Origin of the sequence: Paenibacillus sp. V4I3 (assembly GCF_030817215.1) — a bacterium.
GTDB lineage: Bacteria > Bacillota > Bacilli > Paenibacillales > NBRC-103111 > Paenibacillus_E.
This window is the reverse complement of the sequence record NZ_JAUSZA010000001.1, coordinates 6,915,242-6,930,469: the sequence shown is the minus strand read 5'-3', so window position 1 is coordinate 6,930,469 and position 15,228 is coordinate 6,915,242. Positions and strand designations below refer to the sequence as shown.

9 protein-coding genes are annotated in these 15,228 nt (G+C 48.9%); 8 read left to right on the top strand and 1 reads right to left on the bottom strand.

Going from position 1 to position 15,228, the window contains the following annotated elements:
- Positions 1–2: 2 nt before the first annotated feature.
- The 6 genes from QFZ77_RS31815 to QFZ77_RS31790 all read left to right on the top strand — a co-directional run bounded on the left by QFZ77_RS31815 (position 3) and on the right by QFZ77_RS31790 (position 8,960).
- On the top strand, positions 3–926 hold the full coding sequence (locus QFZ77_RS31815; RefSeq protein WP_307446100.1) for a carbohydrate ABC transporter permease: 924 nt from the start codon (positions 3–5) through the stop codon (positions 924–926).
- 16 nt (positions 927–942) lie between these two features.
- Positions 943–1,890, top strand: a complete 948-nt coding sequence (locus tag QFZ77_RS31810; RefSeq protein WP_307446094.1) for a glycoside hydrolase family 43 protein — start codon at positions 943–945, stop codon at positions 1,888–1,890.
- A 26-nt stretch (positions 1,891–1,916) separates the two neighbouring features.
- Positions 1,917–4,622: a glycosyl hydrolase family 95 catalytic domain-containing protein gene (locus QFZ77_RS31805; protein ID WP_307446093.1), complete on the top strand. Its 2,706-nt coding sequence runs from the start codon at positions 1,917–1,919 to the stop codon at positions 4,620–4,622.
- Between the two features lie 378 nt (positions 4,623–5,000).
- The gene (locus QFZ77_RS31800; RefSeq protein ID WP_307446092.1) at positions 5,001–8,159 is read left to right on the top strand and encodes a discoidin domain-containing protein; all 3,159 of its coding nucleotides are present in this window, start codon (positions 5,001–5,003) and stop codon (positions 8,157–8,159) included.
- A gap of 19 nt (positions 8,160–8,178) precedes the next feature.
- Positions 8,179–8,610 carry a LamG domain-containing protein gene (locus tag QFZ77_RS31795; protein WP_307450000.1) on the top strand — a complete coding sequence of 144 codons (432 nt, stop codon included), beginning with the start codon at positions 8,179–8,181 and terminating at the stop codon, positions 8,608–8,610.
- Positions 8,611–8,675: 65 nt separating this feature from the next.
- On the top strand, positions 8,676–8,960 hold the full coding sequence (locus QFZ77_RS31790) for a hypothetical protein (protein WP_307446089.1): 285 nt from the start codon (positions 8,676–8,678) through the stop codon (positions 8,958–8,960).
- A gap of 109 nt (positions 8,961–9,069) precedes the next feature.
- Here the strand turns inward: QFZ77_RS31790 and QFZ77_RS31785 are convergent, their stop codons facing one another.
- Positions 9,070–9,918, bottom strand: a complete 849-nt coding sequence (locus QFZ77_RS31785; RefSeq protein WP_307446086.1) for an AraC family transcriptional regulator — start codon at positions 9,916–9,918, stop codon at positions 9,070–9,072.
- A gap of 151 nt (positions 9,919–10,069) precedes the next feature.
- On the opposite strand from QFZ77_RS31785, the gene QFZ77_RS31780 reads away from it, so the two are divergent.
- On the top strand, positions 10,070–12,742 hold the full coding sequence (locus tag QFZ77_RS31780; protein WP_307446084.1) for a glycoside hydrolase family 2 protein: 2,673 nt from the start codon (positions 10,070–10,072) through the stop codon (positions 12,740–12,742).
- A gap of 40 nt (positions 12,743–12,782) precedes the next feature.
- Complete coding sequence (locus QFZ77_RS31775; protein WP_307446082.1) at positions 12,783–15,155, top strand: glycoside hydrolase family 95 protein; 2,373 nt, start codon at positions 12,783–12,785, stop codon at positions 15,153–15,155.
- Positions 15,156–15,228 lie beyond the last annotated feature (73 nt).

The window sequence follows — 15,228 nt, the reverse complement described above, 5'->3', positions numbered from 1 at the left end:
TTATGGTTGGAGGCAAGTCTCTAGGAGAACGTGCTTTTAATATATCGAATATCTTGATCATGATTGTCCTGATGTTTTTGACCATCTATCCGTTTTGGTATGCGGTCATCAGTTCCTTGAACGGGGGGGCGGATTTGATTCGGGGACCCGTATTTTTTTGGCCCCGGCAATTTACATGGGCAAGCTGGCAAACCGTTTTGGCGGATCGTGGAATGCTTCTGGCGACATGGATCACCGTGTCGCGGACAGTCATCGTTACGTCCGTGTCCATCTTGTACACAGCGCTGTTCGCCTACGCCTTCTCTAGGCCTTATTTGAAAGGGAAGAAGTGGTATGCGGTCATTGGATTTACCAGCATGTATTTTAGCGGCGGGCTGATTCCTTCCTTTATGCTGATCAATTGGTTGGGGCTGTACGATAGCTATTGGGTATATATTATCCCTTCGTTGTTTGCCGGTTTTTTCAATGTAATCATTCTCAACGCGAATTACAAGGGGATTCCCGATTCCCTGTTCGAGTCGGCAAAAATGGATGGCGCCAGTGAATTTAGAATCTTTCTCCAAATTGTTGTACCTCTATCGAAGCCGGTTTTGGCCGCATTATCCGTTTTCGCGGCAGTAGGTGTATGGAATGACTACGGGACAACGTTATACTTCACGCAATCCAACAGTTTGCAAACGCTGCAGTATGTGATATTGAGATTGCTGCAGACTTCCTCTGCGGCCGAGCAAATGCAAAACACACTTTCAGTCACCAATATGCGAGTGGCCGAGTTGCTGAACTCCGCTAAAGGTTCAGGATTGGTGACGGCGCAGACGATCGAACTGTCGGCGATGGTCATCGCATCAATTCCCATGATTATTATGTACCCATTTGCGCAACGGTATTTTGCCAAAGGCGTTCTGCTCGGGTCGGTGAAAGGTTAATTTGGAGGGATTTTCTATGACCATTAAGGAAATATACGCCGGGTATCTGTTCGTCTATTTTACCGACGATGAGGGCCAAGGCGGTGGAGAGGAAATCTATTTTGCTTTAAGTCAGGGGAACGATCCGCTGCATTGGCAGGAACTGAATGGCGGTAAGCCTGTTCTTGTCTCGCAACTGGGAGAAAAGGGCGTGCGAGATCCGTTCATCATCAGGTCGCCTCATGGAGACAAGTTCTTCTTGCTGGGGACGGATCTCAAGGCGCACGGAGGAGGAGGGGATTGGTCTCGCGCCGTAAACGAAGGCAGCCGATCCATCCTGATATGGGAATCGCAGGATCTGATACACTGGTCCGAGCAGAGGATGGCCCAAGTCGCGCCTCCGGATGCGGGCTGCGTGTGGGCGCCGGAAGCGTTCTACGATGCCGATTCGGAGCAATATTTCGTCTATTGGGCCTCCATGCTTGGAGATAAGGAAGCAGAACGCGACAAAGGCCGGTATCACCGCATGCTGGTTGCAAGGACCAAGGATTTCGTGAATTTTTCGGAGCCAGAGGTCTATATCGACTACGGGGTTTCTGTTATTGATACGACGATGATTCAGGAAGGCGGAAGGATATTCCGCTTCTCCAAGAAAGAAGGTCTTACCAGTGTGTTCCAGGAGACGGGGAATTCGTTCTTTGATCCGAACTTTACCCCGATCCGGGAAAATATCGGGCAGGAATGGATGAAACGCGGCGAAGGTCCGATCGTGTTTAAGTCCAATGAGGAAGACAAGTGGTACTTATTCATTGATGAGTACGGATTCAGAGGATATCTGCCGCTGGTAACGACGGATCTGAATTCGGGCGTATGGACGATGCCTGCGGAATTCTCGTTGCCAACCAAGCCGCGTCATGGGTCTGTTATGCCGCTTACGTGCTCCGATTACAAGCGATTGCTTACCCATTACGGCAGGGACCTATAATTAAATCAAGCACAAGGAGAATCATAATGACGAAAGAATCGAAAACAGCGCGCCTGTACCTGAAAGGAAATTACGCCAATACCTATACGGAGGTTCCAGCGTCCAATCCCGTAGAGGCGTGGCGGGACGGTATGGTTAGCGGAAACGGTGAGAACGGGTACGTCACGTCCGGATCGCCGTATACGGACAGCTTTATTTTCCAATACATGTGGTACAACTTTCCGTCCCCGGATCCAAGAGAGATTCCGGAAGAATTAACGGGACAGCTTGAGGATGCCAGACGGAATGTTTTTAACCAAAATGATCAATGGATCATTACATTTCCGGACGGTACCAGGAGAGAGCGAACCTTTTTTTACGGCTACCATCCAGGTCACCAGCTCAGGCTAAGCATGACGAATAAGGGAACCGTATCCGATTATACAAGATGGACCAATTATGAGACGGCCGAAACCGGCGTGCATTATACCGATGAATGGGGTGAGTGGATCCGAACCTCGTTTACATCCAGAGAAGACAATGTGTCGATTACGAAGATCGAACAATCCACTGCGGGCGCAAAAATCAATATGCTGTTCTCTATTGATGACATTTCGGGTATGAACAGGGTCAATGACGAGACAAGGGCTCTCCGATACAAAAAGCTGGTGGACCCAAATGCCGACTATATCGCCCAGATTGCCCATTATCCTTCTTATCCGGGCAGCGAGCTGATTGACGGAGGATATGCAGGCCTGACGCGTATAATCGTCATAAACGGAAGCAAAAAAATCGTGCAGCTCGCCGATACGAATGAACCGATGAACGTCGGGGACGTGCAAAATCCCGGCATTCAAGTCATCGAAGCCGACGCTGTTTATCTCATCACGCAATCGAACCGGACCTTCGACATGGGGGATTTTGAGGATTTTGCCGGAACGGCGCAATATGCCCTCCTTGACGAACTCATCGAAAACACGAATTCCGCAGCGGAAAAATATAAAGACCCTTCCGGTCATTTCGATTATAACGCTGCTCTTGCGCCGCATGCTGCGAAACATGCCGAGGAGTTTAACGCTGTACGTTTTTCTCTTTCGGGGGATGAGGATGACAAGGGCGCAGACAACGAAGCGTTAATAAACACGCAAAAGGCATCCCCAACCAGAATCAATCATGCTTTTATGGAGCAGGTGTACAATCAGGGACGAAATGCCATGATATGCTGCAGCGGTTCAAGCGCACCGCGGCTGTACGGGATGTGGACCGGAGAGTGGAACCCTGGCTGGCGTGCTATCTATACGCTCGACGCGAACGTGAATTTGCAGGTATCAGCCATGAATACGGGCCACTTGACGCTGGCGCAGCTCGGATACATTACATTCTTCCTGAGAAACACGCCGGACTTCGAATACAATGCGCGAATGTCTTACGGCATGCATGATGCGCTGCAGGTGTCGGTCAACTCGGACATCGACCGCGCAATGCATGTGGAATACGACAATGACTTCCCGTTTCAATATTGGAATGCAGGGGCAAGCTGGTGCCTGCTTCCCATATTCGAGTATTGGCAGTGTTACGGCAACCGCCAGATTCCCATCCATGAGAAAATGAGGATCCACGATCTGAAGCCGCTGCTCCATGTAAGGGATGGGGGGATGATGGATGAGGAATTCAGTCGGTTGATTGAACAGGGATACCTGGATTTGGAGCAGGATATTTTGCTTCCGCTGCTGACAAAACAGGCAAACTTCTGGGAGCAGCTATGTACGCCGGAGTACTTTACGGACATACACGGCAATGCCCGCTATGAGGAAGGCAAGACGGCGCTGAATCCGGGCGAGAAATATTTGCTCATCCCCACCTATTCGCCGGAGAATAACCCGATCGGTTACAACAGCACGATTACGGCCAATGCCACCATGGACATTTCTGCGGCACGGGACGGATTGAATATGGTCATCGCCATAGAGAAAGCAGTAAAGCGCGAAGGGTTTGCCGCCGCAGTAGCCAGGTGGGAGACGTTGCTGGAGCTGCTGCCGGCTTATAAGCTGGATCAGGATGGCGCATTACGCGAATGGGCGATGAATGAATACACCGAGAATAACAACCATCGTCATTTGAGCCATCTCTACCCGGCATGGCCTGCGTATGAAACGCAGAATAATATGGAGCTGACTCAAGCTGCGAATATCGCTCTCGAGAACAGAAATAAATACAATACGCACGACGCCACAGCGGGGCACGGCTGGATGCACAAGGCACTGGTCTGCGCCCGATTAAAAAACGGCAACGAGGTCGTCTCTTCCCTGCTGCCGATGATGACGGATTCCGGTTACTACACTTCCTTGATGACAGACCACGACACAAACCGAAGAAACAGAAGCTATTGCACGGATACGTTATTCGGCACAGTGGGAGCCGTTAATGAAGCGCTGCTTTTCTCGAATACCGGGGAAATCGAGGTTCTTCCGGCGCTGCCCGCCGATTGGAAAGCGGGGTCCATTCAAGGGCTGATGGCAAGAACCCGGGCGGAGGTCAGAGACTTATCCTGGAACCTGACATCCAACATCCTATGCGTTACTTTAATATCGGCTGCAGATGATAATGAAATCAAATTCAAAGCGGGTATTCCTTGGACGAAAGCACTGGTCAACGGAGAAGAAGCGGCGGTACTGGAGGATGGGAATGACAAGTATATCCTCTTGAAGCTGAATTCCGGTACAGAAGTCACAATCGAATTTACTTTGGTCTGACAGATAACAGGTTTGAAGTATAAAAAACAAACGGCATACAAGGCGGATATGTCGTTTGATTTTATACTACGTCTGGAGGTGAGGGCAAAAATCAAGTTAGTTATCCATTCTTTTGGCATCGCTTACAGTATTCGGGTTCGCTATCGTTTAGTCTTCCCGCAGAAGTACATGCCACCTGCACGACATTGGTTACCTATCCAAACCCTCCAGACGGAGCGGCGCTTATAAGGTTCAATGCTCATGTGAAAGGGGTGATTAATGGATTTAGGTTTTTTATATATTTGCCGAATAGAACACTCAAAAAGAGAAAGGGTTGAAAGCATGGGTAAAAGTTTGTTTTTTAACAGTAGTAATAAAATGTCCAGGTTGTTTTCTTTTATGCTTGCGTTTGTAATCGCATTCATTCCAATGACGTTTAACTTTCCGACAAAAGTTGAGGCGGCTACGACATTAACGGTATACCCTGCCCCAGCGGGTGTCCCCCTTAACGCCGATTATACGGTGAAAGTACGGGAAACGGGCGGAGTCTGGCAGGATCTGGATGAGTATAGAAACACTGTCGGGTATCCTACGAAAACAAATGCTTCCTTTGTTTATTTCGATACGGACGGTCAGGTCGAGATGTCAGTGACCTATAACATAGGAACGATTACATCGTCTCGAATTCGTGGTTTAAACACGGAGATTACCCCTAACATCAACGGCAATACGATGACATTTTCCATATCTGGTCCAATGAAGCTCTCTGTAGAAGTGAACGGGAATGTAAATAAGCATTTAATGATCTTTGCAAATCCATTGGAAGTCAATCCTCCAAGCCCTAGTGACCCGAATGTCATTTATCTTGGTCCCGGTCTTTATCAACAGGACTATACCGTGCCTAGCGGCAAGACGCTTTATATTGCTGGCGGAGCGGTCGTCCAAGGCGGCATTATTTTGGATAATGCCACCAATGCCAAAGTTATAGGCCGCGGTGTACTTGACCGTCCTGCGGGAAGAGCTATATCTATTGACTATTCGAACCAAATCACGGTTGATGGGATCATCGTGAGTAATTACGGCAGTGCGGATGGCGGCGGTTGCGCGATAAATGCCGGAAATTCATCCAATGTTCTAATCAATAACTTTAAAGCCTATGGCTCTAATAAATGGGGGGATGGGATAGATACATTTGCCTCTACCAATATGACCATCAATGATTCATTTATACGCAGTCATGATGATTCGGTCGCGATCTATAATGCGCGCGCTAATGGCGGAAGAATCTGGTATGGCGATACCAAAAATATTACGGTAACGAACTCTATTCTGATGCCCGATTTTGCTCGTCCAATCAATATGGGTACTCATGGTTTTACATGGGCGCCTGGCGGCGGGCAAACAATAGAAAATGTTACTTTCTCCAATCTGGACCTCTGGATATACAATGGTGGACAGCGGATACAGTTTATTTCCGCGGATGGGAATCTGATCCAGAATGTTAACTTCAATGACATTCGGATCGATGATACCAGAGAAGGCCGATTTTTAGTTATGCAGACCAAAAGTTGGGATTATGGCCCTGGGCGTGGAATTAACAATGTTCATTTCAAGAATCTCTCCTATACCGGCAGTGGTACAGGCGGTAATCCGATTGAAGGCTACGATTCCACCCGTAAGATTCAAAATATAACATTTGAAAATTTAAAAATGAACGGAACGGTCATTACGAATGCCGCTCAAGGGAATTTTACTACGAACGGCAATACCAGCAACATTAACTTTATTGCTTCCGGAGATCCTGTACCCGAAGCAATACCGCAATTTCCATCGCCGGCTCCAATCAATCTGGCGTTGAACAGGAGCGCCAGTGCGTCTAGTTCGCAGTCAGGACACCCGGCTTCCAGCGGGAACGACGGCAGCACAACGACCCGTTGGACCGCCAATGATGGAAATACCGGCCATTGGTGGACGGTGGACCTGGGCGCAAGCAAGGATATTACCCGTGGTACCCAGGTGATGTGGGAACAGATCGGCAAAGCCTATAAATACAAGATTGAAACATCCAATGACAATGTCAATTGGACCTTAAAGGTTGACAAGACCGATAATACCAGCACGGATCAAATCCAGAACGATGTCTTTGTGGGTACTGCCCGGTATGTCAGAATTACCGTGACCGGATTGCCAAGCGGTAATTGGGCCAGCTTCTACGATTTTAAGGTGCTTGGAGAAACAGTTAATCTGGCGGAGAACAAGGCCGCCAGTTCGGATAGCACACTTACAGGAATTCCAGTTTCTAGAGCAGTCGACGGTAACTCGATAACTCGTTGGATTGCTGCTGATGGAGCTGCTGGTCATTGGGTGAAGGTGGACCTTGGCTACATCAAGAATATTACCTATGGAACCCAGGTGAGCTTTGAAAAGAGCGGTGTCGCTTACCAGTATAAGATCGAAACATCAAAGGACAATACCAATTGGACCTTAAAAGTTGACAAGACCAATAATACAAATACGGAAAAGGTTCAAACCGATTATTTTACGGATAATGCCCGCTATGTCAGGATAACCGTCACCGGGTTGCCAAGCGGTACTTCGGCCAGTTTCTACGATCTCAAAGTCTTTGGAGACCCGGTCAACTTGGCGTTGGGTAAGACCGTAAGTTCGGACAGTTCGCAGTCGACCAATCCGGCTTCCAATGGGAACGATGGGATTATGACGACCCGTTGGAGTGCGAATGATGGGAATACGGGCCACTGGTGGACGGTAGATCTTGGATCAAGCAAGTGGATTACCGATACTCAAGTGATGTGGGAGAAGCTTGACTCCTATTACAGATATAAGATTGAAACATCGAATGATAATGTCAACTGGACCACGAAAGTTGACAAGACCTGGTATGGAAATACTGCTCAAGTCCAATCCGATTACTTTGTTGCAACCGCCCAGTATGTCAGGATTACCGTTGCTGGAGTACCAAGCGGTGCTACTGCCAGTTTCTACGATTTCAAGGTTTTTGGAACGTTTAATGGACCGACCGTTTATGAGGACATTCAATATGGAGGAAAGGCCGTAACGCTGGACTTGGGCAACTACACGCTAGCCCAAATGCAGGCGGCAGGAATCGCAAATGACAACATCTCGTCCATCCACGTACCTGCCGAGTATAAGGTCGTCGCTTACAGTGATGACGGATTCAGCGGCACATCCTGGACGATTACATCGGACAATCCAAGTATGATTGCCAGTGGCAACAACGATATGATTTCGTCTATCAAGGTAATGTCCGCCGGACCGACGTTTTATGAGCACTATAACTATGTAGGAAATGCCGTAACGCTTCACCCTGGTCAATATACACTTGCCCAAATGCAGGCGGCAGGAATCGCCGATAACAGCATCTCGTCCATCCGTGTACCTGCTGGGTTTACGGTCGTCGCTTACAGTGATGACGGATTCAGCGGCACATCCTGGACGATTACATCGGACAATCCAGCCATGGGTGACACCGGCAACAACGATATCATTTCGTCTGTCATCATTACTTCCAATCAATAGAAGGCGGCGCAACCTATAAATAGGTAGCCCGACACAGGCCTGGGTCAATCTGGATACCGTGAGCACCTGGTCGAGGATCTTCGACTTCGGTTCCGGAACATCCAAATATATGTTCCTGACGCCGCTAAACGCGACCAACGGCATCCGTTTTGAGATCAAGAACGGTTCAGCAGTGAGAACCATTGACGGAGCCGCTGCGATCGCGACAGGCGGATGGCATCATGTGGCCGTTACCCTGGACGGCACTACGGGAACGCTTTACGTCGATGGCCAGCAGGTAGGCAGCAATGCCGTAAACATTAGACCATCACAACTCGGCGCCACCACACAGAATTGGATCGGACGCTCGCAATGGTCCAGCGATCCCTATCTCGACGGACGAGTGGATGACTTCCGCATCTATAATCGTGCTTTATCCGCTGCGGAAGTAACGGCTGTGATGAACGAGTAGAATTCGGTAGTTCCGGCTGTTCCGACAGGTGGGCTGCAAACAACAGCGGTTACGGCGTTGAGCTCTTGAACCCGGGCAACTACGTAGAGCAAACGATAACCGGGCTTTCTCCTAATACGACGTACACGTTGACGGTGGATGGCAAAGGCGTATCGGGTACAGGTCAAGGCTACGCTTATGTGAAGGATTACGGCGGCACCCAGATCAACCAAAATATCACTTCCGATAATAATTTTCACAGCATGACGATTACCTTTACGACTGGACCAAACTCTACATCCGCAACGATCGGCGGTTACTGTACGGTCACAAGAATTGCGTTTGATAATTTCATCTTGAATCCGGCCTAAGTAAAGCGGCGATTTCGAAAACAATAGCAACAAAACTGACCCTGAGATTGAAATGATTTCAGGGGCAGTTCTTATGAATTGATTCGCAATGTGACGGGAATCACGGTTTTTAAGAATCCACTTCGTGATACGAATGATTCTTTCGAAACTCACTTGGCGTGATGCCTTCCATCATCATAAATATTTTGTTGAAATAACTTGCGCTGGGATAGCCAGATGCCATTGCAATTTGATTGATTGGCATATTCGGGCTGCTTAGCAGCATTTGTTTGCTGTTTAGAATCCTGCATTTCGTTATATAGGCAAGAGGAGTCATCTTGGTTACCTTTTTGAAAAGGCTGCAGAAATAATTGGGAGTCAGTCCAGCTTGTTCCGCCCACTCTTCCATGACAAAAGGGAGATGCGAGTTTTTTTGCATGATAGGAAGGAGCCCAATGATTCGGTCGATTTTTTCTTTTCCCCTTCTATTGGAGAATGGAATGGCGTTGCTTGTAAATTCTGCAAGCACCGAATAGGTTAACGAAGAGAGCTTGGTTGGTCGCGAAAAATTATTCCTTTCAATCTCTTCCAGCAATTCAAGAAAGGATTGTTCCAACGGCTCAATATCTTTTATAAACCAAATTGCCGAATCGTGAAAGCCTCTCTCCAATAAAAAATCCGTCAGCTTGCTTCCGTTAAATTGCATCCAATAGATGTCCCACCGATCATCTTCCGAAGTATAGTAGCGCATCCTTTGAAACGGCACATGAAGAAATGCATCCCCATGTTTTAGCGTATAGACCGTATCGTTCAATTCGATATATCCCTTGCCGCCTACTATTAAATGCAAGCTGATATCTCTTACTCCAGCCTCTCGACGGACGTTATGATGATCGGGGCATGTATACCGACCGACGGAATGAGGAAAACAGAAAAAGTTTAGCTCATCGAATTGGGGCAAAAAATATTCGCGTTTCATAACAGAAGCACTCCCAAAAAGTAGTTTAGTTATATTGTCCGTAATATTCTATTATTTCTAATATAGATTTTGTGGGATATAATTTCAACATGGAAAGTAATTTTGTTTTATTGGATATACGTTTTAATCATCTTGAGAGTGAGTGATAAGATTGGGACACAAAGATCTTCGGACAATAATCAATGTCAACAGGGAATGGAAGTTCATTCGCGGAGACTGGGAAGGATTTAGCGATCATGGGCCGGAACAAGTGGATTATGACGATGCCGCATGGAGTCATATCGGGCTGCCCCATTCTTTCAGCATCCCTTACTTTATGGAAAACGAATGGTATGTCGGATACGGTTGGTACCGTAAACATGTGGAGATGGATTCGGACTGGGACAACAACAAGATCGTTCACTTAGAGTTTGAAGGCGTGTTCCAGATAGCGGAAGTATATGTCAACGGCAGCTTGGCCGGTATGCATGAAGGCGGATATACCGGGTTCAGTATCCATATCACCGAGTTTCTGCGCCCAGGAGACAATGTCATTGCCGTTCGCGTGAATAACGAATGGAACGGTCAAATTGCGCCGCGTTCCGGGGAGCATACTTTCTCCGGCGGCATTTATCGGGATGTAAGCTTAACCGTAACGGAGCCTCTTCATGTCGCTTGGAACGGTACGTTTGTTTCCACTCCCTTGCTCGCTTCCGGCGATGATGATGTGCAAATGAAGGTGCGGATGCAAACGGAGGTCATCAACCATTCGGGCACAGACAAATTGGCCACGGTTCGCACGATCGTTACAGATCATCAAGGTCAAGTGCTGACCGAAATGGAAAGTACGCATAACGTGAGGGCCGGCGGGGTGCAGCAGTTTGATTCCGTTAGCGAACCGATTCTGAATCCGCGACTTTGGTGTCCGGAAGATCCGTACCTTTACCGTATTTCAACCGAAGTAGTCGCTGATGGAGCCGTTACCGATGTTTATGAGGATAAGATGGGCTTCCGATGGATGGAGTGGACGGCTCACGAAGGATTTTATTTGAATGGCAAGCATGTGTATTTAAACGGGGCGAACGTTCATCAGGATCAGGCCGGCTGGGGAGATGCGGTTACCCAAGCAGCCATTTACCGCGATGTCAAAATGATCAAGGATGCGGGAATGAACTTCATTCGGGGCAGCCATTACCCCCATCATCCGGCTTTTGCCCGCGCTTGCGACTACTACGGCATTCTATTCTGGTCTGAAGCGACCTTCTGGGGAATTGGCGGAACGGCTGGCGACACGGGAGAGCAGACACATTGGGGGAAGTGCAGCGCTTATCCGGTACTGGAAGCGCACCAAAAGGGCTTCGAACAAAGCGCCATTCAGCAATTGAGCGAAATGATCCGCATCAATCGAAATCGTCCAAGCATTATCGTATGGAGCATGTGCAATGAGCCGTTCTTCAGCCATGAATCCGTCAAGGAGAAGGCGATTGATCTCATTAAGAAAATGGTGAAAGTATCGCACGAGGAAGACCCGACACGTAAAGCGGCAGCCGGCGGCGGGCAAAGGTGGAATTTGGACCAGCCGGAGATTTCGGATGTTGCTGGTTTGAACGGGGACGGCGGAGGCTTCTATCTGAAGTGGGATGGCGATGAGCGGGTCGATGATCCGGAATCGGATCGTCCGGAATGCCCGCAAGTCATTTCCGAATATGGAAGCGAAGTGATGGATCGGCCCGGAAAATATCGTCCGTTCTACGATCACGTCTCGGCAAGTCAAGCCGCTCCGTATCGTTTTGCCGCTCCCAAATGGCGCAGCGGTCAAGCCGTGTGGTGCGGATTCCATCATGGCAGTCTGGCAAACGATATGGGGCATATGGGAATTATCGACTACAATCGGCTCCCTTTGCGCAGTTGGTATTGGTACCGGTTTAATTATTTAGCCAAACAAGCGGGCGCAGGTGATCATAACCTTGCCTATTTAGGAATCCGGCCGCCTGCTCCCGGCAGCTCCGAACCGGAATGGCCAAAACCGGGAACGCCTAATAAGATCAAATTATATGTTGGTGTAGGAAGCAAAACAACGATAAAGAACGATGGCACCGACGATACTCAGCTCGTTGTAGAACTGGTAGATATAAATGGGAAGCGGGTGGATGCAACTGCCGATGTAACGCTTACGATCATATCCGGTCCCGGCCAATTCCCGTCTTACGATCCTAAATTCATAAACGCCGAATCGGGACTCACCATCATTGAAGGACTAGGGGCTATTACGTTCCGTTCTTATTATGCGGGCGAAACGGTCATAGCGGCGACTTCGCCCGGTTTGCAAGGAGCGGCATTGCTTGTCACAACGGTTGGTGATGGCACTGAAATGGAGCCGGACATGACGATACCTCGGATTCAGACGGGCAATCAGGATAAATCCAGGTTCAGCATAGAAATGCTCGATCTCGCTACGCATCGGCCAACTCGAGCAAGCAGCGAAGCCAAAGGATTTGCTAAGAGCAATGCTAACAATGCCGACCCGAGCACTTCATGGAGAGCTAGCAGCATAAACCCCGGGGAATGTTGGACGCTCGATTTGGAGGGGGTCAAGTATCCGAAACGGGTCGAGCTGGAGTTTGATTGCGGAGGGTTATATCAGTTTGTACTTGAAGGGTCCAGCGACGGAAATAGATGGAGTACATTGCTTGATTATCGCAATAATAGAGAAGAGATTGATAGCGTGATCGAGTTACTCGCCCCGAATGCTTGCCGTTACGTGAAAATTTTATACACGGCTTTGCCGGCAGGAGTGCCTGCAAATCTGAAATCGTTTGGATTATTGGGTATGAACAACGAGTAAACACCAACATTTATTCTGAGATGAAGGAAAGGAAATCACCATGAATATACAGTTTCATTCCCCCGCCGTTTATTGGACGGAAGCCCTTCCTGTTGGAAATGGCAAACTTGGCGCGATGGTTTTTGGCGGTGTCGAGAAAGAACGCATTGCTTTAAATGAAGATACACTTTGGTCCGGTTACCCTAGTGATTGGAATAATCTGGGGGCGAAAGAAGTCTTGCTGAAGGTGAGAGAGCAAATCGCGCAAGGCAAGTATGAGGAAGCAGATCGGCTTTGCAAGGAAATGATGGGTCCCTTTACGCAATCTTATTTGCCATTCGGCGACTTGCATCTGGTTATGGATCATGGCAATGTATACGGGCAATACCGCCGAAAGCTTGATCTGTCTGCGGGAATCGCTACAGTCGATTATTCCGTTGGAGGCGTTCAGTATTCCCGTGAAATATTTGCCTCTTATCCCGACCAAGCCATTATCGTGCGGTTACAATCGAGCAAGGCGGGACAGCTCAGTTTTCGGGCCCAATTAGATAGTCCGCTAAGATTCACTTCGTCCTATGAGTCCGAACACTACGTCATATCCGGCCATGCGCCGGAGTACGTCTCCCCAAGTTATCACCATATAGAAGATCCCGTTCGTTACGGAGACTCGGAGACCACGCAAGCATTGAAGTTCCAGGGGCGGTTGGCTGCGGTGCATGAAGGCGGAACGATGAAGGTTGATGCGGACGGCTTGCACGTGATTGGAGCGACTAGCGCGATATTGTATTTCAACGCGTCGACCTCCTTTGATCCAAGCATTGGCGCGAGCAGTTCCGAACTGAATCTGAAGCAAATTACAACGGATGCCATCCACGCCGTTAGCGGTAAGCCGTATGAGGTGATTCGAAACCGGCATCTTGACGATCATAACAAGCTGTTCGGCAGAGTTGCCTTGTCTCTGGGGGAGAGCATAGCCCCCTCCGATATGCCGACCGATCGGCGAATTGCCGAATTTGGCAGCAGCGACCCCGGTCTGGTCGAGCTTCTGTTCCATTACGGACGGTATCTGTTGATTGCAAGCTCCCGCCCGGGAACTCAGCCTGCCAATCTTCAAGGCATATGGAATGAGGAAACGCGGGCGCCGTGGAGCAGCAACTATACGCTTAATATTAATGCAGAGATGAACTACTGGCCCGCAGAGTCTTGCAATATGGCGGAAATGCATGAGCCTTTGATTGATTTTATTGGCAGGTTGGCACGGAACGGCAAGAAGACGGCGGAAACGAATTATGGCGCAAGAGGGTGGGTGGCGCACCATAACTCGGATTTGTGGGCCCAGACGGCGCCGGTCGGCGATTTTGGAATTGGAGACCCGGTATGGGCGTTTTGGCCGATGGGCGGCACCTGGTTGACCCAGCATTTATGGGAGCATTATGCCTTCAGCGGGGATGAGGTGTTTTTACGGGAAACGGCGTACCCCATCATGAAGGAAGCAGCGTTATTCTGTTTGGATTGGCTCATTGAAGATAAAGATGCACATTTCATTACATCGCCTTCGACCTCTCCGGAGCAGAAATTTGTGATCGGCGACAAGCACTATGCCGTAAGCGAGGCGTCGACCATGGACTTATCTTTGATCGGTGAATGTTTCGAAAACTGTATCCAGGCGGCGGAACAACTGAAGATCGATGAAGATTTTGCGAAGACACTGTTGGAAACGAAGCAAAGGCTGCTGCCGCTCCAAATCGGCAAGGAGGGTCAATTGCAGGAATGGTCGCAGGATTTCGAAGGCGAGGATGTCCATCATCGTCACGTCTCTCATCTTGTCGGGGTCTATCCGGGGCGGCTGATTACGGAGCATTCTGCTCCCGATCTGTTCCAAGCTGCGAAGACATCGCTTGAAATAAGGGGGGACGGGGGAACGGGATGGAGTCTGGGCTGGAAAATCGGCTTATGGGCAAGATTCAAGGACGGCAATCGCGCAGAGCGGTTAATCTCGAATTTGTTGACTCTCATTAAGGGTGACGAACCGATTAATCATGACAGAGGCGGCGTTTATGCCAATCTGTTCGATGCGCATCCTCCTTTCCAAATCGATGGAAACTTTGCAGCCACAGCGGGGATCGCAGAGCTGCTGCTGCAATCGCATCAAGGATACTTGGAACTCCTGCCGGCGCTGCCCGATGCCTGGAAAGATGGCTTTGTCAAAGGATTGCGGGGCCGAGGAGGCTATGAAGTCGATATGGAGTGGAAGGGCGGCGCATTGTCAAAGGCGGAAATCGCAGCTTCAAAAACGCAGACTTGCAAAGTGCTCGCCAGGCAGAACGTAAGGATTACGCAAGATGGCGAAGTAATTACTTATTCTCAAGTGGGGAACGGCTGTATCGGGTTCCATGCTGAAAGCGGAAAACGTTACGTGGTATCGACCGTTTGAAGACTTTTGTCTTTAAACCCTCGCAGACAGACATCATATGAATGATCCACTTTCGTGCCAAAATGGAGGTTGA